Origin of the sequence: Fluviicoccus keumensis, assembly GCF_004217445.1 — a bacterium.
GTDB lineage: Bacteria > Pseudomonadota > Gammaproteobacteria > Pseudomonadales > Moraxellaceae > Fluviicoccus > Fluviicoccus keumensis.
Window position 1 is genome coordinate 541,635 of sequence record NZ_SHKX01000011.1, and the last position, 19,076, is coordinate 560,710.

Genomic DNA, 19,076 nt, shown 5'->3' on the forward strand with positions numbered 1-19,076 from the left:
AAACTCCAGCATGACAAACACTCCCGCCCCGGATACGGGGCATAAAGAAAAAATCCGACGCTGCGAATCGCAGGTCGGGCGAGGGGTTGATGGATAAAGAAGAATGAACTGAAAGAAATTGCGGAATGAATGCAATGCACTCAAGCTACCATCTCCAGCGCCTTGTCCAGGGCGCGCTGCTTGATGGTCGCCCCCTGACCGAACCATGCCGAATCCAGCCGGTAATCGGTACTGCGCGCCCGACGCTCGTGATCCACGAACTGCGTGACCGCGTTGAGCAAACCGAAGGCTGTTCCCCGCGACGACTCCAGGTTCGACCCCATGCCGTTGCCTTCGAACAGTTCCATGGCCTTCGCCATCGCCCGTTCGTTGGTCGCCGCTCCGGGCTTGCTGTTGTCCTGCGCGAAGACATTCCAAAAGAAGTTCTGCGCCTCCACGTTCTTCACCTTGCGGTCGCTGAGCGTCTTCAGGCTGTACATGAACTGGTCCCAGGCCGAGACGGAAATGCCCAATTGCTTCTTCACCGCCTCCGGATCGAAGCGGGTGGAATGTGGCACTTTCACCGCGTTGGTTGCGCCGTTCAACGCCACCGTCAGCGTGTTATTGCAGACAACGCGGATACTGGTCATCTGCGCTGTCGTCGCCAGAGTGCCGTCGCAGGCAGTCGCCAGCAGCACATAGCCGTTGATCTGGTCATCGCCCTTGATCACGCCGTCCTTGCCAGTCCGTGCCAGAGCCCAGAACTTGCGTCCGCCCTTGAGTACCCCGGCGGTTTCCAGTTCGAAGCCCGACATCTCGGTCAGATCCCGGTAGAACTCCAGAATCTCGCGAGGCTGCACCACCTGATAACGCTGGCTGACCACCGACAGCGGTTCGTGGTTGTCCGAGCGGAACAGCACCTTGTTGTCCGGGAAGGACATGATTGCCCCGAGGTTGCCGCCGCATTCGGTGAAGTAGCGGACGGAAGCCTCCTTGATGTTCCAGTCCATCCCGGCCTGGCGTGCCCAGACCTCAATGGGTTGGTGGGGAGAGAGTTGATTGCCGAGGCCGTGCCACGGGGTTTCGCCGACAAAGGCCATGGATTCGACTTGATGAGCCATGATGATTCTCCAGAAATGAAAAAAGGGCCAAAGCCCTGTGGTTTGTGCGTGAAAAATGGGAAAACGGTTAAATACAGCCGTCGCTGAACAGGTAGCCGCAACGCAGGCATTGGTAGTTATCCAGCAGGTTCTGATCGACGAACTCGCCAAGCCGGGCACCGGCGATTCCGACTGCCAATCCGGCGGCCATGCCACCGATAACGGCCGCCGCCAGATTGTCGGACTCACCGCCGTCCTGGGCGCAGGCCACCACGCCTCCGACGACGCCACTCACGGCACCAATGGTTCCGACAGCTTTGCGGGCCAGATTTCGTTTTGCGACAAGATTGGAATGACATCGCGGGCAGATATGAGGCATGAAAAGACTCCTTGAGGCATAAAAAAACCTGCCAATCCACAGGAAGGGCAGGTCGATTGAAGCAAGTGGTCAACTACCGCATGCATTCCATTCGGGCTTGGCCGGTGAACTCCAGCATTGAAATGGGCGGGTTCTGGGTTTTCTGAAAGTGCTCTATCTTTTCCTTGCCATAGTGCTTCTCCACCTTGTCGAAGGTGCAGTTGCACACGTATTCCGTGCCGCCGGAGCGTTCACAGCCATCCATGAAGTCACTCTTGAACTGTGCGAAGTCACTTCGTGAGCAGGCAGAAAGCAGCAAGGCTCCGGTAATCAGAAGAAGCTTGTACATGATGTCTCCTTGAATGAATTAACCCAACACCAATGCCGCGCCAATGGCAATGCCCAGGAACAAGCCGATTAACTGAGGGCCGATTTTCCAGAACAGCTTGGCCTTGATGGTTTCGCCCATTCCTGAAGTCAGCATGGCATCCGGCATGGCGAACTTGCGGATACCGTCACCGATCAGTGCGCCAATGGTTCCCATACCGGTAGCCACGATGACGGAGAAGGCTTTGGCGAAGAATCCGGCATGCCGAACCATGTAAGAGGTGTTGAAGATGTGAAAGAAGACTGCAAAGCCGAATGCCAGGATGGCCCAGTTCAAAGCGGTCTTCTGCCCCGGCGTGAGCTCGGTGGAGGATTCGGGTGCAGGGTTTGGATTGGTGTTGGGATTGTCGGGATCCATGAAGTTCTCCTTTTGAGTGTAGTAAATCCATCAAGTAGCCCAGTGCCTTGCTATTGATCCAATAAGTCCTGAGGATTCATCAATATGGGGCGATGCAGTGGTTCGCTCTTGGTGATGGCAGAAAGACAGGGTTCGATGGAATGTACTCATTTTGAGTACATCGGTCAACGTGCCGTAAAACGCGGCCATGACCAGAAGCATTAACACTGTTGAAATGAACGCCTTGAGGGCGTGGCTCAAGACTGCGAGGGAGTCGCAGGGCCTTTCCATGCGTGCGTTGGCTGACCGTCTGGATCAACCGCACAGCTATGTGCAGCGGGTAGAGGAGGGTGAGCGCAGACTGGATGTTGTTGAATTCATCTGGTACTGCCGAGCGCTTGGACTGGATGCACTTGATGGTGTCAGGGAAATACTGAAAGCTTCGGAACAAGCCTGATTTTCAACCCGGTTTTCCGTCTAATAGCTTCCTTTGGGTGATATGTATCTGAATTACCTTGGGATCGGTTATTATTTTGATCCTTATTGAGATTTTGATTGGTTTTCTCTCATGCCCATTGATTTAAGCGGCCTGTCCGCTATTGAGTTGAATGAAGTCATCACCGAAGCCAAGGCCAGAATCGCCGACTTGCAGCGCGAAGGGGTCAAGAATGCCTACTTCAAAGTTGTGCAGATTGCCAATGAGGTAGGCCTGACCGTGGATGAATTGATTGCCCAAGGGCGCGGCAATGCAGCCAAGCCCGCAGGCAGAGGAATTGTGCCCCCTCGCTATCGCGACCCACTGGTTCCCGCCAATACCTGGACAGGTAGAGGCAAGCGTCCGCGTTGGGTGGAGGAAAGGATTGCGAAGGGTATTCAGTTGGAAGACATGCTGATAAAGCATGTCTGAGTATTGAAACCAAGGCCGTGATGAAGTCATGGCCTTGGTCATGGAGCTGCCGTCAGGCGGCCTGTGCATCTTGATTCTTGACCGGAATGATATCCTTCCCCTCGCGAAGATTATCGAGATAATCAGCCCATTGCTGCATCATCACTTGTCGGTCTTCGAGAAAGGTCGTCCGGTTGTAGGCGTATCCGTGAACATCGCGGACTTGATGCGCCAACTGATGTTCGATGATGGCATCCGGGTAGCGGAGCCGTTCCGACAGCAGTGTTCTTGCCATCGCGCGGAACCCATGACCCGTCATCTCATCCTTGCCGATACCCATACGCCGGAAAGCTGCGAGAATGGCATTGTTGCTCATCGGCCGCTCATCACTCCTCTGGCACGGGAACACATACCTGCCATGCCCCGTCAAAGGGAAAATATCTTTGAAAATATCAACTGCCTGCCGGCTCAAAGGGACAATGTGGCCTTGATGGGTTTTGCTGGCCCTGAAGCGCCATTCGGCAGTGTCAAGGTTGATATCTTTCCATTCCGCCTGACGCAGCTCTCCAGGTCGTACAAACACCAAAGGAGCCAGCAGAAGTGCGCAGCGTACCGTGAAGGTTCCCTGAAAAGAGTCAATTTGCCTAAGCAGTTCGCCAACTCCGGCGGGCTCAGTCACTGCCGCCATGTGCTTTTCTTTCGGCTTTTTCAGAAGAATTACAAGATCAGGTGCAGGGTTGAGGTCGGCCCGATCCGTTGCTTTGGCGTATTTGAAAACCTGGCTGATGTTTTGCAATGCCCGCCTGGCTGTTTCAATCGCATCGCGCTCTTCGATACGGCGCAGCACTTTCAAAATATCCGAGGCTTTCACATCCCGGATAGTGGTGTTTCCGAGCCAAGGCAAGACATCCCGGTGCATCCGAGCCTCAACCTTGCTGTAATGTGACTTCACCCACTTGTCCTTTTGTATGGCAAGCCATTCCAGCGCGATAACTTTGAAGCTGTCAGTGACCTCCCCAGACTGAGCAGATTTCACGGCTTTCCGGTTTGCAGATGGGTCGATTCCGGAAGCGATCATTTTCCGTGCATCATCCCGCTTTTCCCGTGCCTCTTTCAGAGAGGTCTCCGGATACGTTCCCATCGAAAGGGTTTTCCTCTTACCGGCAAAAGAGAACGAGAAGCGCCACCATTTTGCGCCGGTGGTTTTAACCAGCAGACTCAGTCCCTTTTCATCGGCAACCTTGTAATCTGCATCTTTTTTGGGTTTATACGATTTACATGCAACTTCAGTTAGCGGCATGGCTGTGTCCTCCGTATGAGAAAAAATAGGGCATGTCGAGTCTATTTCTTAATTTTCATATTAAAAACAATGGGGTATTGGATCGTAGTGGGCTTTGTTGTGATGCGCTGACGCCAGTTGGATCGCATCGTTGCTACGTTGGAGTGGATGAAATTACAAAAAATTACACAATGATTGTGCCGAGGCAAAAGTGACATTGCCCTGGAGCGATGGGAAAAGTAGTGATGTGTTCGGAGCTGGATGTTGTGGTGTATAGCGGTTTCGGTTGTAGATAGCCCTGTGAGCGGAACAGTCCCAGGGACAAAGAGGCTGCAAGAAGTCAGGCTAGCTTTGGGGAAAGGGGATGGGCGTTGTAGCTTGTTGGAGGAACGCATGTCGGTAACTCGTTTTGCCGGAGGTGTGTTACCGACGAAGTTACTGCATGCGCTCTTTGGATTCCAATGTGGTCCATTGGATTCAGTGGAACAACAAAAAACCGGCAAGTGCCGGTTTTTGTTGAAGTTTCAGGGCTTATTGGATCACCTTGAAACGGAATCTGGTGGCTATGACGGGACTCGAACCTGTGACCCCAGCATTATGAGTGCTGTGCTCTAACCAACTGAGCTACATAGCCGACGAGCTCTACAAGAGAGGCGCACATTTTCTTGTTCTGACGCCTGCTTGTCAACACTTTCCGCCCAAAAAACTAGCGGTCGAAACCCGTATCGCGCAAGAATTGAGCCATATCCTTCAAATACTTGCCCTGATCCAGATGGATGATGTGATTCCCCGGAAACCAGTGCAACCGGCAGCGCCCCCAATGTTCCCACAACAGCCGGGTATGCTTCGGCGGCGCCAGCCGGTCGCCCGCGCCGCTGATGATCATCAGCTTTTCCTTGGGCAGCAATGGCTTGTAGGTCAGCGGACACGACACCGCCATGGTGTGCCGCGCTTCGTGGATATTGATGCCGCCAATGCGCAGGCCCGCCTTCAGGATCGGCGACACCGGAAACCATTCATAGAGCAGGTCCACCAGGCTCACGACCGGCACATTCGGCAAGGCGAAGGACAGACGGTCTTCCACCGCCGCCAGCACGCCGGTGGTGTAACCGCCCAGGGAAATGCCGGTGACGCCCGCCTTGGGCACGCCGATGCGGAACAGGTAATCCAGAAACAGCCGGAAATCATGCACCGCGTGCGCCATGCATTCGTTCACGTGCAAGATGCCGTGCGCGAAGTAACCGTAGCCGCTGAACGGCGAACCGATGCTCTGGCGGCGGCCGTGGAAGGGCAGGGTCATCAGCAGCACATCGTAACCCTGCTTGTAGAACCACGGCAGCGCCAGGAAGCGGCTGTTGACCCAGTAAGGGTCGGCCATGAAGCCGTGGATCACGCAGATGGTAGGGCGCGGCTCACCGGGATGACGCCAATGCTCGGCCCAGGCGATGCGGTTGCGCTTGTGGCTGGCGTAGGAAGCGCGCAGATTCGGGTTCACCGCTTCAAACGGGCTTTCAAAAGACAGCAGTTCGCAGGTGCCGCCATCCTCCGGCTTGAAGTCCAGCGGGCCGGGCTTGCCCTTGCGGATGGTCACGTCCTTTTCCGGCTTGCGATAGAACTGGGCCGGGTCCTGCCGGTCAGCCAGTTCCTGATAGAAATAACGGTCGCGGGAGTCGCGCATCAGTTGCGCGGGCCAGAGGGTGGTGGGCAGGCAGCAGGCGGCGGCGTATCCGGCCATCACCGTGCGCAGGCCGATGTCAACCACGGCGGTGCTTTCCACCAGCGTCTGGGTGCGGAAGTCGAGGTAGAAGTCATCGGGGAACTTGTGGAAGCTCGGTTCCAGGTTCTGCCACCACGGTTGCGGCGGCATGAAGTTGCGGCTGTGGCCGTAGGTCTGGTTGGCCACGCGGGAGACGATCGACGACAGGGCTTCCATCGGAGTTCTCGGTTTATAGTTATTGTACGAATGTACGGTAAGATAGCGGTTGCACTTTTTTCCGGCAAGCCTTTTGACGGGTGCTTTCTGAAATCGGCTATGCCAGTATCGGTATGAAAGGCACAGCCGCCGCAAGGATACTGCTTGTCATGAATTGCCGTCGTTTACCCTTGACCCTGTGGATGCTGTCATCCGCCCTGTTGGCCGGGTGTTCCCGTCCGGCGCCGGACCATCTGGACGGCTATGTCGAAACCGAACCGGTGCGGCTGGCGGCTCCGGTGGCGGGACGCTTGGTCGAACTGAAAGCCGATGCCGGTCAGACGCTCAACCCCGGTGATATTGCCTACCGGCTCGACACTGACAACGAACAACTCTCCGTCGCCGAGGCGCAGGCGCGCATCCGGCAAGCGGAAGCGCAGGCGCGAGACCTGCAAAGCGGCAAGCGTCCGGTGGAGCTGGCGGTATACGAAGCCAATGTCCGCGCCGCCGAAGCCTCGTTGCAGGCGACCGAAGTCGATCTCAGGCGTCAGCGGGAAATGAACGCGCAGGGCTATGTCTCCAATTCCACCTTGGATGTGCTGAAGGCCCGCCGCGATGCCGAGGCGGCGCAACTGGAGCAAATGAAGGCGCAACTGGCCTCCGCCCGCCTGGCCGCGCGAGAGCAGACGCAGGCAGCGGCGCAGGCCGGTGTCGATGTCGCCAAGGAGCAGCAGGCGCAACGCAGCTGGCTGCTGGGCCAGAAAATGGTGCTGTCGCCGATAGCGGGGCGGGTGGAGCAGGTCTATTTCCGGCCGGGCGAATGGGTGCCTGCCGGCAGTCCGGTGCTTAGCCTGCTGGGGCCGCAGGCGGTGAAAGTCCGTTTCTACATCCCCGAGCCGCTGCTGGCGAAGTTGCCGCAGGGGCAGAAAGTGAAGGTGCGGTGCGATGGTTGCGCGCAGCCGCTGGATGCGACGCTGACCTATGTCGCCCGCGAGGCCGAGTTCACGCCGCCGGTGATTTACAACAAGGACAATCGTGTGCGGCTGGTGTTCATGGCGGAAGCAAAGCCGCTGCCGGAGCAGGCCAAAAACCTGCGCCCCGGCCAGCCGGTCGAGGTGGTCTTGCCATGAGCGTTGATGGCGACTGGGTGATCGACGTCCGCGACCTGACCAAGCGCTACGGCGACAAGACGGTGGTTGATCGTCTGGATATGAAGGTGCGGCGGGGGGAAATCTACGGTTTCCTCGGCCCCAACGGTTCCGGCAAGACCACCTCCATCCGCATGATGTGCGGCCTGCTGACGCCGGACGGCGGCAGCGGCCACACGCTGGGTTATGACGTGCTGAAGGATGCTGCCGCCATCAAGCGCGAAGTCGGCTACATGACGCAGCGTTTCGGCCTCTATGACGACCTGAGCATCCGCGAAAACCTTGATTTCATCGCCCGCGTTTATGGCATGCCGGACCGTCGGATACGGGTTGATCACGCGCTGGAACGCCTCGGGCTGGTCGGTCGGCAGAAGCAACTGGCCGGGTCGCTGTCCGGCGGCTGGAAACAGCGGCTGGCGCTGGCCGCCTGCATGCTGCATGAGCCGAAATTGTTGCTGCTGGATGAGCCGACCGCCGGCGTTGATCCCAAGGCGCGCCGCGAATTCTGGGATGAAATACACCAACTGGCGCATGAGGGTATCACCGTGCTGGTGTCCACACATTACATGGACGAGGCCGAACGTTGTCACCGGCTGGGCTATATCGCCTATGGCCGATTACTGGCCACCGGTACGCCGTCGGAGCTGGTGCAGCAGTCCGGACTACATACCTGGCGGGTCAGCGGCGATGATGTCAGTCTGCTGGCGAAAGCCCTGGAGCAGCAGCCCGGCGTCGAGCTGGTGACGCGCTTCGGCAATGCGCTGCATGTCTGCGGCCGCGATGCCGACCGGCTGGCGCAGGCCATCGCCCCCTATCGCCACGATCCCGACCTGCGCTGGCACGAAGCCGCGCCGCAACTGGAGGACGTGTTCATCCACCTGATGCAGCAATCGGCGGACAACTATGCCCCGGCCTGACGGTTTCAACGTCCGCCGTTTGCTGGCGGTAATCATCAAGGAGTTCATCCAGCTTGGCCGCGACCGGCTCACCTTCGCCATGATGGTCGGCATCCCGATCATGCAGCTGGTGCTGTTCGGCTTCGCCATCAACGGCGATCCCAAGCATTTGCCGACGGTGGTGGTGGCGCACGAGCAGGGACCGTTTACCCGCTCGCTGGTGGCGGCTCTGGAAACCAGCGGTTACTTCAAGCTGCTGGCGACGGATCTGGGGGACCAGGAAGCCGGGCAGATGCTGGCGGAAGGCGAAGCGCAGTTCGCGCTGACCATTCCCGCCGGTTTCGAGGTGAAGGTGGTGCGTGGCGAACGCCCGGCCATCCTGCTGGAAGCTGATGCCACCGACCCGTCCGCGACCGGCAACGCCATCGCCGCGATTCAGCAATTGGGCGTCACGGCCCTGCGCCACGACCTGCACGGTCCCTTGCAGGCGCTGAACGCCGCGCCTGCGCCGTTCGAGGTGCGCATTCACCGCCGCTACAATCCGGAAGGCATCACCCAGTACAACATCGTGCCCGGCCTGATGGGCGTCATCCTCACCATGACCATGATCATGATGACCGCGCTGGGCATCACCCGCGAGGTGGAGCGCGGCACCATGGAAAACCTGCTGGCGACGCCGGTGCGGCCGCTGGAGGTGATGCTGGGCAAGATCACGCCCTACATCCTGATCGGCTATGTGCAGGTGACGGTGATCCTGCTGGCGGCGAAGTTCATTTTCGGCGTGCCATTTGTCGGTAGTCTGCCTGTGCTGCTGGGCTGCATCTTCCTGTTCATCCTTGCCAACCTGACGGTGGGCATCACCATTTCCAGCGTGGCGCGCAACCAGACGCAGGCCATGCAGATGACCTTCTTTTTTTTCCTGCCCAGCATGCTGCTGACCGGCTTCATGTTCCCGTTCCGGGGCATGCCCGACTGGGCGCAGGTGATCGGCGAGGCGCTGCCGCTGACGCATTTCCTGCGTCTGATCCGGGGGGTGATGCTGAAGGGGAACAGCGTAGCGGAGTTGTGGCCGAATGTCTGGCCGCTGCTGCTGTTCATGGGGGTGGTGCTGGCGGTGGGGCTGAAACGGTTCAGGAAGACGCTGGATTAATACCCGTGCGCTCCAGTGTCAGGGATTTTTCCCCGCATCCTCCGGCTGCTGCAACGATTCGCGATACCCCGCCAGCACCTTGTCCAGCGTCGCATCGTTGCGGGTAAACGTCCGGCAGTATTTGCAAATCATCCGGTGCATCGCCGCTTCCAGACGCAAGGCTTTTGGCGCGTCACGCAGCTGTCCGGAGGTCAGTTGGAAGATGTATTCCCGGCACTTCATCATAGTGTTTCCCCTTCAAAACCGTTCTGGTTGAGGCACAGATGCAACTGCTTGCGCGCGCGGCTCAGGCATTGCCAGTAGTCCGGCTTGCTGATGGCCAGCGTGGCACAGATTTCCTCGGGGTCGCATTCCAGGAACTCCTTCATGCTGAACACCCGCGCCGGTTTGGCGGGCAGGTTGTTGACGCACAGATCCAGCACCTTGAAGAACTGATCGCTCGCGGTGCGGCTTTCCGGCGTTTGCCACAAGGCTGGCGTGACGCCTCGCATCCAGTGATCACGGCTGTCGAAGAGCAGTTCATCCAGGTTTTCGTCATCTTCCCGCGCCTGGGTTTCCGGGCTGCGATAGCGTTGGCGCAGCTTGTCCATCACCTTGTTCCGCAAGATGCCGAACAGGTAGCGGCGCGGCTCGACCCCGGCCAGCGTGGCGGCATCGGCCATCAGCACGGCGGCAAAGGTTTCCTGAACCGCATCCTCGGCATCGGCGTGGTGTGACAAATGCAGCCGGGCAAAGCGCAGCATCGGGGCGCGCCACTGCCGCACCCAGCTGTCCAGTTCACGTCGAATATCCACAAACTCTCCCGATTCTCCCGGCGCGGCGCGTTATCCCGGCGCACGTCCCCGCTTGGCCAGCCAGGCGTCCGCCGACCACGCGCCCATGCCCTTGGCCAGCAGCGCGAACAGCATCAATGCGATCATCAGCGGCACCTTGAACCCCTGACCGTCGTCCGTTTCGATCTGGTTCCAGCCCACCCAGCCCAGATCGAAGTGCACACTGTACACCGCCACCCAGGTCACGAACAGCAAGCCCAGTGCCGCCAGTCGGCCGAACAGTCCGGCCAGCAGCAGCAGGCCCAACCCGGTTTCCAATACGCCCGCTGTTATCCAGTTCAGGTCGGCGGACAACCAGCTGACCGGCATCGGGAAGCTCAGCTCGCGGAACCAGTCCGGGGCGCTCAGGCCGCCGGACAGCTTGATCCAGCCCGCCTGGATGAATTCCTGCGCCAGCCACAGGCGCAGCAGCAGCAGGCCCAGCGGGGCGGTTGTTTGGTCCATCCGTTCATCCAGCCTGTTCTTCAAGGAAAGCCAGGAATTCATCGGTCAAGTCTCCATAGTAGTGTGATTGCCAGCGCGACGAGCGCACAAAGGCTTCAATCAGTTCGCGCCAGTCCGGCTCATCCAGCGTGCTGCGCAAGGCCGGATACGCCGCCTCCAGCATTTGCGAGGCGCCCAGATAGACCAGATGCCGGTACAGCCGCATGCCCGGCTCGGCATAGCCGTCGGGGACGGTATTGGTGAGGCCCCTTACGTAGTCATGGAACGCAGGCATGTCAGCTCCCGGTTGAGGGTCTCGGCGTCGGGCAGGTCGTTGTCCCATTCCAGCAGGATCGGCAGGCCGCGGCGTTGGTGCAGGTCGAGTGCGGCGCGGCGGGTGTCGCTTTCCACCGGCTGGCTGTGCGTGTCCACATACAGGCCGAAACGGTCGTCAAACTCGTGTCCGGCCACGTGCAGGTAGGTCACCCGCGACAGGTCGATCCGTGTCAGGAACTCCGGCACATCCATCAGGCCGTGATTCTTGAAGTTGACTGCAATGTTGTTGATATCCAGCAGGATGCCGCAGTCCGCGCGCTCGACCACGGCGCTGAGGAAATCCGGCTCCGGCATATCGCCGATATTGGTGTACCAGGTGCTGTTCTCGATGGCGATGCGCCGCCCCAGCACGTCCTGCACCGCGCGGATGCGGTCAGCGACGCGGGTCGCTTCGGCCTCCGTGAACGGAATGGGGAACAGGTCGTAAAGCTGGTGCGCGTCGCCGCTGGCGGCCAGATGGTCGGAGTAATGCTCCGCGCCCAGATCATCAATCAGTTCCCGCAATTCATACAGGAAGCCCGAGTTGAGGGGAGACGTTCCCCCCAGGTTCAGGGATACCCCGTGCAACTGCACCGGACGCCCGGATGCGATCAGGCGGTGCAGCGGCGCGCGGTCGCGGCGGGTCCAGTTTTCCGGCACCACCTCAAAGAAATCGGCGTCGATCCGCGACATGTCCCAATCCGACATCTCGCGGCGGTATCCCAGACCGGCCATGGCGCGCTCCTTACTTCTTGCTGCAGGAGGCGTCTTTCTTGGAGCAGGAAGCGTCCTTCGCGGGCATTTCCATCTTTGCAGCGGCGTTGTCCATCGCGGGCATGTCTTTCTTGGAACAGGAGGCCTCCTTTACCGAGACGCCGGCGACATCTTTCTTCGAGCACGAGGCTTCCTTGGCGCCCTTGGCTTCTTTCTTCGAGCAGGAGCCGTCATGCTTGACGGTTTTGTGGGCTCCCTTCTTGCTGCAGGAACCGGCCCCGCACTTGCGCTCGCCGCCTTCGGCGGCCAGGGCGGAGGAGGTGATGACGGTCAGGGCCAGAGCGGCGAGGGTACGAATGGACATGGTGTAACTCCTTGGGTTTAATGATCGGCACAAGAGGTGCTCAACCAAGTAGTCGTCACCGGCGGCCGATTCCTGACAAACTTTTTCAAAAATATTTTCAGCCGGGCGGGAAAGCCGCGTTAACCTTCGGTTCCATGAATACGCATACCTTCACACCCTTGGGTCAGACCGCCTTGCAAATCACTTTTGGTGAGGCCATTGACCGCGCCGTCAACCACCGCGTCCACGCTGCCTGGCGCGCGCTGCGCGACGCCGATTTGCCGGGCGTGGTCAATCTGGTTCCGGCCTACGCCACGTTGACAGTACTGCTTGACCCGCTGGCGGTGCTGTTGGGTACGGCCTCGTTGCTGGCCATCCAGTCGCAATTGCCGTCCCTGCTGGCTGCGGCGGACGCGCACCGCTTCACCCCGCGACAGATCGAACTGCCCGTGCGTTATGACGGCCCCGATCTCGCCCGCGTCAGCACGCATACCGGCCTCAGCGAGGCGGAAGTGATCCGCCGTCACAGCGCCGGGGTCTATGACGTGTACTTTCTGGGATTCTCCCCGGGCTTTGCCTATCTGGGCGGCCTCGACCCGCAACTGGCCACGCCGCGTCTGGATACCCCGCGCGTGCAGGTTGCGGCGGGCAGCGTCGCCATTGGCGCTTCCCAGACGGCGGTCTATCCGCAAGCCACCCCCGGCGGCTGGAACCTGATCGGCCATTGCGACGAAGTCCTGTTTGATCCCCTGTCGGCAGAGCCCTGCCGCCTGCAACCCGGCGATCAGGTCGTGTTCGTGCCGGTGGAGGCGTCATGCTGATCCTGGAACAACCGGCGCTGTACAGCAGCATCCAGGATCAGGGACGTTTCGGCCAGGCGCATCTGGGCATCTCGCCCGGCGGCGCGAATGACAGTCTGGCCGCATGGCTGGCCAACCGTATTGTCGGTAATGCGGAAAACGCCGCCGTGCTGGAGTTGATCGAGCCGCCCGCATGCCTGCTGATGGTGGATGGTGCGCATGCCGTTTTCAGCGGCGCGGATGCGAATATCCGCTGCAACGGCCGACCGGTGCCGCTGTACGCCCGTTGCTGGATTCCCGCCGGCGCGCATATCGAGATCGACCGGCCCAAGGCGGGCAGTACGGTTTATATGGCCGTGGAAGGCGGTTTGGAAACGCCGGTGATCCTGGGTTCCCGCAGCACCGACATCCGGTTGGGCATGTCTCCGTTGACCCGGGATGCCTTCCTGCCGGTCGCCATTCGCACACAAGCGCCGCGTTCCGGCCACCTGATCGTCCCGCCGGCTTATATCAACGGCTTCCGGCTGTGCCAGCTGTACAGTTCCGAGCTGGATGTCATACCCGGCCCGCATTTTGACTGGCTGGACGCCGATACCCAGCGCCGCTTGGGCGATCGCGGCTTTACGGTCAGCAGCCAGAGCAGCCGCATGGGCATCCGCTTGCAGGGCGAACCGCTGGCTGCTCCCGAGCGACAGTGCCTTAGCGCCGGGGTCTGTCGCGGTGCGGTGCAGTTGCCGCCGCAAGGCCTGCCGATCCTGCTGGCGGCCGAGCACCAGACCACCGGCGGCTATCCGCTGGTGTTGCAGGTTTGCGCGCATCACCTCAGCCGCATGGCGCAGTTGCGGGCCGGGGAACGCATCCGCTTCCGCATTTTGAACGAAGCTGACGTCGCCGATCGTCTGGCGCAATGGCAGGCTGTATTCCAGCGCACCTTGAAACGGATTTCCCATGAAGAGCATTGATCTGAACGCTGACGTCGGCGAGTTGCCGGAAGACGTCAATGTCGATGCCGAACTGATGTCGTGGATCACCTCGTGCAACATCGCCTGCGGCGCGCATGCCGGTTCCGAAGCACAGATGCGGCGCACCGTGCGGCTGGCGAAACAGCATTGCGTACAGATAGGCGCGCATCCGGGCTATGCCGATCGTGAAAACATGGGACGGGTGGCGCAGCAGCTGGAGGATTCCGCGCTCCGGCAACTGATTCTCGATCAGGTTGGTCTGTTAGGGAGAATCTGCGTGGAGGAGGGAGCGGTGCTGGTGCATGTCAAAACGCATGGCGCGCTGTATAACCAGTCCGCCCGTGATCCGCACATGGCGCGGGTAATCAGCGCCGCGATCCGGGAGATTTCGCCGGAGCTGGTAGTGGTGGGGCTGGCGGGCAGTGAACATGTCCGGGCTGCGCGGGAGCATGGCCTGCGAGTGGTGGAGGAAGTCTTTGCCGACCGGCGTTATGAAGCGGATGGCAGCCTGACGCCGCGCACGCATCCGCAGGCCTTGATCACGGATGAACAGGAGGCGCTGCAACAGGTGTTGGGCTTGGCAAAGGAGGGCAGGGTAAGGGCGCGGCAAGGGGGCTGGATTGATGTGAAGGCTGACACGGTTTGCCTGCATGGCGACGGGCCGCATGCGGTGGCGTTTTCCCGCTTGCTGAGCGCATCGCTGGCAGGGCAGGGAGTCAGCATCAGGCCATTCTTAAAAATGTAAGGGCGCACTGCGTGCGCCCTTGTTCGCCAGACAGTCCTTTCATTTCAGCGAAGGACAGGTCCGGCTTCAACCGGTTCAGACATTAAACCGGAAATGCACCACATCCCCGTCCTTCATCACATAGGCCTTGCCTTCCAGACGCCATTTTCCGGCATCCTTCGCGCCTTGCTCGCCCTTGTAGTTGATGAAGTCGTCGTAGGAAATCACTTCCGCGCGGATAAAGCCCTTCTCGAAGTCGGTGTGAATCACGCCCGCCGCTTGCGGCGCGGTGTCACCCACCTTGATGGTCCAGGCGCGTACTTCCTTCACCCCGGCGGTGAAATAGGTTTGCAGGCCCAGCAGTTCATAACCGGCGCGGATCACGCGGTTCAGGCCTGGTTCTTCCATGCCCAGCGTTTCCAGGAACTCGGCCTTGTCGGCGTCGTCCAGTTCGGCAATCTCGGCTTCGATCTTGTTGCAGATCGGCACCACTACCGCCTTCTCGGCATTGGCGTAGGCGACCACGGCGTCCAGGAAGGCGTTGTTTTCAAAGCCGTCTTCCGCCACGTTGGCGATGTACATCACCGGCTTGGTGGTGATCAGGCACAGCGGCTTCAGCGTCAGCAGTTCTTCCGGGCTCAGGTCCAGCGTGCGGGCGCGCTTGCCTTCGGACAGCGTCGGCAGGATCTTCTCGATCACGGCCTTCAACGCCTGGGCTTCCTTGTCGCCGCCCTTGGCCTGCTTCTCCACGCGCTTCAGCGCCTTTTCGGCGGTGTCCAAGTCGGCCAGCGCCAGTTCCATGTTGATGATTTCAATGTCATCGACCGGATGAATGCGGTTGGCGACGTGAATGACGTTTTCATCTTCAAAGCAGCGCACCACGTGGGCGATGGCATCGGTTTCACGGATATTGGCCAGGAACTGGTTGCCCAGGCCTTCGCCCTTGGACGCGCCCGCCACCAGACCGGCGATGTCCACGAACTCCATGCTGGTCGGCACCACACGTTCCGGCTTCACGATTTCAGCCAGCGCATCCAGACGCGAATCGGGCATCGGCACAATGCCGGTGTTCGGTTCGATGGTACAGAACGGGAAGTTTTCGGCGGCGATGCCTGCTTTGGTCAAGGCATTAAATAGGGTAGATTTGCCAACATTCGGCAGGCCCACAATGCCACAATTGAACCCCATGTCTGTTTCCTCGTCTGTCTGTTCGCAATGGCGCGCATCGTACACGAAAACGACCCGTTTTGCTCAGGTGAAGGCCCCATGAACCGTATTCTCTACCAGTTCCCGCTCTCCCATTATTGCGAGAAGGCCCGCTGGATGCTCGACTTCAAACATCTTGCATACGATGTCCGTAACCTGTTTCCCGGCGCCCACCGCCTGCTGAGCTGGTGGCGCGCCCACGGCACCACCGTGCCGCTGCTGAAGGATGGCCGGGAATGGATCGGAGACTCCACGGAAATGGCCTTCTGGTTGGATGCGCGCTACCCGCAGCATCCCTTGCTGCCCAACGATCCGCTGAAGCGTGGCAAGGTGGCGATGCTGGAAGAGATGGCGGACGAGGGCGGCGTGCACTTGCGGCGCTGGTTATATGGCGAAATCCTCGACCAGGACGCCGTCATGAACGTGATGCTGGACAGCTATGCTTGGGCGGTCCCGGTCAAGGAATACCTGTGGCCGTTCCTGCAACAGGGCATTCGCCGCCTGTACCGCGTTACCCCGGAAAAGACGCCCAAGGCCCTGGAAAACATGCTGGCGGTGATGACCCGGCTGGAGCAGACGCTGGTCGACAACGGCGGCCGCTATCTGGTCGGAGAGCAGCTGACGCTGGCTGATATCGCCGCCGCCTCGCTGTACGCCCCTTTGCTGGCCATTCCCGGCACGCCCTGGGAAAGCTTTACCATCCGTTCGCCCGTTTTCCAGCAGGTCTATGAAGATACCCTGCGTCGTCCCTTCGGCCGCTGGATCCTCCGGTTGTACGCCGAAGAGCGGAATTCACGCAACAACTGGAAATAATCCGGCGCGGGGCGGTTGGCCGTACTTCCCTGAAAAACATTTTTCCGGCACATTGCTGGTACGCCCGTGCCACGCTAAAACACGACCAGACCATAATAATTACGGAGTCCGCCATGCTTGAACAGAAATACATCCGTCACCCGCAGGCTGATGCCCTCATCGGCATCATGGGGGCGGGCTTTGCCGGCATCTGCATGGGCATCCGGTTGAAACAGGCGGGCATTCACGATTTCGTCATCGTGGAAAAGGCGGGTGATGTCGGCGGCACCTGGCGCGACAACACGTATCCCGGCGCCGCCTGTGATGTGCCTTCCCATCTGTATTGCTATTCCTTCGAACCGAACCCGGACTGGAGCCGCAGTTATGCGCCGCAGGAGGAAATCCAGGACTACATCCGCCGCTGCGTCGACAAGTACGATCTGCGGCCGCATATCCGCTTCAACACCGAAATCGTCTCCGCCCGCTACAACGAAAAGATGGCCTTGTGGGAAGTCCGTGACGCCACAGGCATGATGGCACGGGTGCACATCGTCATTTCCGCCAAGGGCGCGCTGCAAATCCCTTCGTTGCCGGCCATTCCCGGCATTGACTCGTTCAAGGGTGATGCCTTCCACTCCGCGCAGTGGCGCCACGATGTCGACTTGACCGGCAAGGAAGTGGCGGTGATCGGCACCGGTGCCAGCGCCATCCAGATTGTTCCGGCCATTGCCGGGCAGGTCAAAAAGCTGAACCTGTTCCAGCGTACGCCGCCCTGGGTGATGCCGAAGATGGATCGCGATTACCTGGGCATCGAGAAGTTCCTGTTCAAGCGCTTCCCGCGCCTCAATCGTCTGCACCGCAACAGCCTGTACTGGATGTTTGAAAGCCGCGCCTTGGGCTTCGTCGTGGACCCGCGCCTGATGAAACTGGGCGAAGCCGTGGCGCGCAACTTCATCCGCCGAACCATCGACGATCCGGAATTGCAGCGCAAGGTGACCCCGACTTATACGATGGGCTGCAAGCGCGTACTGATGTCGAATGAGTATTATCCGGCGCTGAACCGGTCCAATGTCGAACTGGTCAATACCGGCATTCAGGAAATCCGTGAGCACGCCATCGTTACCACGGATGGCGTCGAGCATCCGGTAGACGCGATCATCTACTCCACCGGTTTCCACGTCACTGATTCGCTGCTGGGGCTCAGTATTACCGGCAAGGATGGCCTGAACCTGGCCGACGCCTGGCAAAAGGGCATGGAGGCTTACTACGGCATCACCATCAACAAGTTTCCCAACCTGTTCATGCTGCTGGGGCCGAACACCGGTCTCGGCCATAACTCGATCATCTTCATGATCGAGGCGCAGGTGAATTACGTGATGCAGGCGATCACCCGCATGCTGAAGAAAGGGTACCAGCAGGTGGAAGTGCGCCGCGCCATCCAGAAGGCCTTTGTCGAGGAAATGCAGCGCCGCTCCAAGAACACGGTCTGGAAGGCGGGCTGCGCCAGTTGGTATCTGGATGAGAACGGCAAGAATACGACGCTGTGGCCGGGCTTTACCGTGCAGTACTGGCTGGAAACGAGGAAGTTTGATGAACGGGATTACCGTCTGGTGAAAACCGCCTGACCCGGTGGGTCAGGCTTCAGTCCGACATTCCCCACCCGATTGAACTCAGTTCCCGGGCGGGGTTTGGCGCGTCACGGAGCCTTGTAGCTCGACTGCGTCAGCAGATCAATGCCGCAATCCAGCTCGCTGATCCAGTCCAGGAAACGGTTGATCATTTCCGGGCCCTTGAACGGGCTGCCGTGCTGCGGGACGATCATCGATACATCCATGTCCCGGACCATGTTCGCCCAGAACCGCGTCACCTTCCGCGAGCACATGTAACGCTGGTGGAATCCCTTCATGTGCGGAATGTGACGATCGAAATCGGTCACGAACTCCCCGGCGTCATCCACCATCGACGCGCCCATGTCCCCCGAGAACAGGATCTTGGAAATCGGATCATAGAACTGGAAGTTGCCGACCGAATGCAGGAAATGCGCGGGCACGGCCTTGATCACGGTATCGCCAAACGGAATGTCCTGACCCTGGTCCGGCAGCTCGATCAGGCGGTCCGAGAAATCATCGCGGATGCGGTCGGCCATGAACGCCGAGGTCAGGTGCGGCAGGAAGCGCGCCCACAGCTTCGAGGCAACGATGGTGCAGGGCGTATGCGCCAGCCAGCGCGGCATCGAGGCGATGATGTCCGGATCCTGGTGCGAGGCGATCACGTAGTCCAGTTCCTGCAAACGCACATACTTCAGCACTTCAATGGTCAGCGGGGTGTAGGTCAGGTCTCCGCCCGGATCAATGATGGCGGCGTGCTTGCCATGAATGATCAGAAACTGGTTCGCCTGAACGCCTTCTCCCTTGACCAGATGCGTGAAGCTCACACACTTGTGTTCGCCATTATCAAACAGTACTTGAGAGGAGGAGATACTCATTCGGGAAACCTGCCATTGTAAAGATGGCGTATGGTAGCAAATAGCCA

24 protein-coding genes and 1 tRNA gene are annotated in these 19,076 nt (G+C 59.7%); 10 read left to right on the plus strand and 15 right to left on the minus strand.

Features of this window, described 5'->3' with window-relative positions:
- Positions 1 to 140: 140 nt before the first annotated feature.
- The 4 genes from EV700_RS07720 to EV700_RS07735 form a co-directional block, all read right to left on the minus strand.
- Positions 141 to 1,100, minus strand: coding sequence for a DUF932 domain-containing protein (locus EV700_RS07720; RefSeq protein WP_130412409.1), 960 nt, complete (start codon positions 1,098 to 1,100; stop codon positions 141 to 143).
- A 67-nt stretch (positions 1,101 to 1,167) separates the two neighbouring features.
- Positions 1,168 to 1,374, minus strand: a complete 207-nt coding sequence (locus tag EV700_RS07725) for a hypothetical protein (RefSeq protein WP_242610214.1) — start codon at positions 1,372 to 1,374, stop codon at positions 1,168 to 1,170.
- Positions 1,375 to 1,531: 157 nt separating this feature from the next.
- Positions 1,532 to 1,786 (minus strand): hypothetical protein, encoded by a 255-nt coding sequence (locus EV700_RS07730; protein ID WP_130412412.1) that lies wholly within the window; start codon positions 1,784 to 1,786, stop codon positions 1,532 to 1,534.
- A gap of 18 nt (positions 1,787 to 1,804) precedes the next feature.
- Positions 1,805 to 2,182, minus strand: a complete 378-nt coding sequence (locus tag EV700_RS07735) for a hypothetical protein (RefSeq protein WP_130412414.1) — start codon at positions 2,180 to 2,182, stop codon at positions 1,805 to 1,807.
- A 187-nt stretch (positions 2,183 to 2,369) separates the two neighbouring features.
- On the opposite strand from EV700_RS07735, the gene EV700_RS07740 reads away from it, so the two are divergent.
- Both EV700_RS07740 and EV700_RS07745 read left to right on the plus strand, forming a co-directional pair.
- Positions 2,370 to 2,618 carry a helix-turn-helix domain-containing protein gene (locus tag EV700_RS07740; RefSeq protein ID WP_130412416.1) on the plus strand — a complete coding sequence of 83 codons (249 nt, stop codon included), beginning with the start codon at positions 2,370 to 2,372 and terminating at the stop codon, positions 2,616 to 2,618.
- Between the two features lie 111 nt (positions 2,619 to 2,729).
- Entirely contained in the window at positions 2,730 to 3,068 is a 339-nt protein-coding gene (locus EV700_RS07745; protein WP_130412418.1) for an H-NS histone family protein, read from the plus strand.
- 52 nt (positions 3,069 to 3,120) lie between these two features.
- Here EV700_RS07745 and EV700_RS07750 read toward each other — a convergent pair whose 3' ends face one another.
- From EV700_RS07750 to EV700_RS07760, 3 genes are all read right to left on the minus strand, one after another.
- On the minus strand, positions 3,121 to 4,347 hold the full coding sequence (locus EV700_RS07750; protein ID WP_130412420.1) for a tyrosine-type recombinase/integrase: 1,227 nt from the start codon (positions 4,345 to 4,347) through the stop codon (positions 3,121 to 3,123).
- 536 nt (positions 4,348 to 4,883) lie between these two features.
- A tRNA-Met gene (locus EV700_RS07755) sits at positions 4,884 to 4,960 on the minus strand.
- A gap of 72 nt (positions 4,961 to 5,032) precedes the next feature.
- A complete protein-coding gene (locus tag EV700_RS07760) occupies positions 5,033 to 6,259 on the minus strand; it encodes an alpha/beta hydrolase (RefSeq protein WP_130412422.1) in 1,227 nt (408 codons plus the stop codon).
- 149 nt (positions 6,260 to 6,408) lie between these two features.
- Here EV700_RS07760 and EV700_RS07765 point away from each other — a divergent pair, with 149 nt between their 5' ends.
- The 3 genes from EV700_RS07765 to EV700_RS07775 are packed head-to-tail and all read left to right on the plus strand — an operon-like array spanning position 6,409 to position 9,432.
- Positions 6,409 to 7,368 carry an HlyD family secretion protein gene (locus EV700_RS07765; RefSeq protein ID WP_165391377.1) on the plus strand — a complete coding sequence of 320 codons (960 nt, stop codon included), beginning with the start codon at positions 6,409 to 6,411 and terminating at the stop codon, positions 7,366 to 7,368.
- Positions 7,365 to 8,303 (plus strand): ABC transporter ATP-binding protein, encoded by a 939-nt coding sequence (locus tag EV700_RS07770; protein WP_130412426.1) that lies wholly within the window; start codon positions 7,365 to 7,367, stop codon positions 8,301 to 8,303. Before EV700_RS07765 ends, EV700_RS07770 begins: the two co-directional genes overlap by 4 nt.
- Positions 8,290 to 9,432, plus strand: coding sequence for an ABC transporter permease (locus tag EV700_RS07775; RefSeq protein WP_130412428.1), 1,143 nt, complete (start codon positions 8,290 to 8,292; stop codon positions 9,430 to 9,432). The genes EV700_RS07770 and EV700_RS07775 overlap by 14 nt, the downstream gene beginning before the upstream one ends.
- Before the next feature lie 18 nt (positions 9,433 to 9,450).
- Here EV700_RS07775 and EV700_RS07780 read toward each other — a convergent pair whose 3' ends face one another.
- Genes EV700_RS07780 through EV700_RS07805 form a run of 6 tightly spaced genes read right to left on the minus strand, consistent with a single transcriptional unit; the run spans position 9,451 to position 12,081 of the window.
- Complete coding sequence (locus tag EV700_RS07780) at positions 9,451 to 9,657, minus strand: hypothetical protein (RefSeq protein WP_130412430.1); 207 nt, start codon at positions 9,655 to 9,657, stop codon at positions 9,451 to 9,453.
- Positions 9,654 to 10,226, minus strand: a complete 573-nt coding sequence (locus tag EV700_RS07785) for a sigma-70 family RNA polymerase sigma factor (protein ID WP_130412432.1) — start codon at positions 10,224 to 10,226, stop codon at positions 9,654 to 9,656. Before EV700_RS07785 ends, EV700_RS07780 begins: the two co-directional genes overlap by 4 nt.
- 30 nt (positions 10,227 to 10,256) lie before the next feature.
- Positions 10,257 to 10,709 (minus strand): DoxX family protein, encoded by a 453-nt coding sequence (locus tag EV700_RS07790; protein ID WP_130412434.1) that lies wholly within the window; start codon positions 10,707 to 10,709, stop codon positions 10,257 to 10,259.
- A 4-nt stretch (positions 10,710 to 10,713) separates the two neighbouring features.
- Entirely contained in the window at positions 10,714 to 10,983 is a 270-nt protein-coding gene (locus EV700_RS07795; protein WP_130412436.1) for an HvfC/BufC family peptide modification chaperone, read from the minus strand.
- Positions 10,959 to 11,738 (minus strand): MbnB/TglH/ChrH family RiPP precursor modification enzyme, encoded by a 780-nt coding sequence (locus EV700_RS07800; protein WP_130412438.1) that lies wholly within the window; start codon positions 11,736 to 11,738, stop codon positions 10,959 to 10,961. Before EV700_RS07800 ends, EV700_RS07795 begins: the two co-directional genes overlap by 25 nt.
- Positions 11,739 to 11,748: 10 nt before the next feature.
- On the minus strand, positions 11,749 to 12,081 hold the full coding sequence (locus EV700_RS07805) for a hypothetical protein (protein WP_130412440.1): 333 nt from the start codon (positions 12,079 to 12,081) through the stop codon (positions 11,749 to 11,751).
- 134 nt (positions 12,082 to 12,215) lie between these two features.
- On the opposite strand from EV700_RS07805, the gene pxpB reads away from it, so the two are divergent.
- The 3 genes from pxpB to EV700_RS07820 are packed head-to-tail and all read left to right on the plus strand — an operon-like array spanning position 12,216 to position 14,567.
- Positions 12,216 to 12,881: a 5-oxoprolinase subunit PxpB gene (pxpB, locus tag EV700_RS07810; RefSeq protein WP_130412442.1), complete on the plus strand. Its 666-nt coding sequence runs from the start codon at positions 12,216 to 12,218 to the stop codon at positions 12,879 to 12,881.
- A complete protein-coding gene (locus tag EV700_RS07815) occupies positions 12,875 to 13,822 on the plus strand; it encodes a 5-oxoprolinase subunit C family protein (RefSeq protein ID WP_130412444.1) in 948 nt (315 codons plus the stop codon). Before pxpB ends, EV700_RS07815 begins: the two co-directional genes overlap by 7 nt.
- Positions 13,809 to 14,567 carry a 5-oxoprolinase subunit PxpA gene (locus EV700_RS07820; RefSeq protein WP_130412446.1) on the plus strand — a complete coding sequence of 253 codons (759 nt, stop codon included), beginning with the start codon at positions 13,809 to 13,811 and terminating at the stop codon, positions 14,565 to 14,567. Before EV700_RS07815 ends, EV700_RS07820 begins: the two co-directional genes overlap by 14 nt.
- A 75-nt stretch (positions 14,568 to 14,642) precedes the next feature.
- On the opposite strand, the gene ychF is transcribed toward EV700_RS07820, so the two are convergent.
- Complete coding sequence (gene ychF, locus EV700_RS07825; protein ID WP_130412448.1) at positions 14,643 to 15,734, minus strand: redox-regulated ATPase YchF; 1,092 nt, start codon at positions 15,732 to 15,734, stop codon at positions 14,643 to 14,645.
- Between the two features lie 78 nt (positions 15,735 to 15,812).
- Between ychF and EV700_RS07830 the strand changes: the two genes are divergently transcribed.
- Complete coding sequence (locus EV700_RS07830) at positions 15,813 to 16,565, plus strand: glutathione S-transferase family protein (RefSeq protein WP_165391378.1); 753 nt, start codon at positions 15,813 to 15,815, stop codon at positions 16,563 to 16,565.
- A 113-nt stretch (positions 16,566 to 16,678) separates the two neighbouring features.
- Complete coding sequence (locus tag EV700_RS07835) at positions 16,679 to 18,169, plus strand: flavin-containing monooxygenase (protein WP_130412452.1); 1,491 nt, start codon at positions 16,679 to 16,681, stop codon at positions 18,167 to 18,169.
- 71 nt (positions 18,170 to 18,240) lie between these two features.
- Here the strand turns inward: EV700_RS07835 and EV700_RS07840 are convergent, their stop codons facing one another.
- Positions 18,241 to 19,029 (minus strand): oxygen-binding di-iron domain-containing protein, encoded by a 789-nt coding sequence (locus EV700_RS07840; RefSeq protein ID WP_130412454.1) that lies wholly within the window; start codon positions 19,027 to 19,029, stop codon positions 18,241 to 18,243.
- Positions 19,030 to 19,076 lie beyond the last annotated feature (47 nt).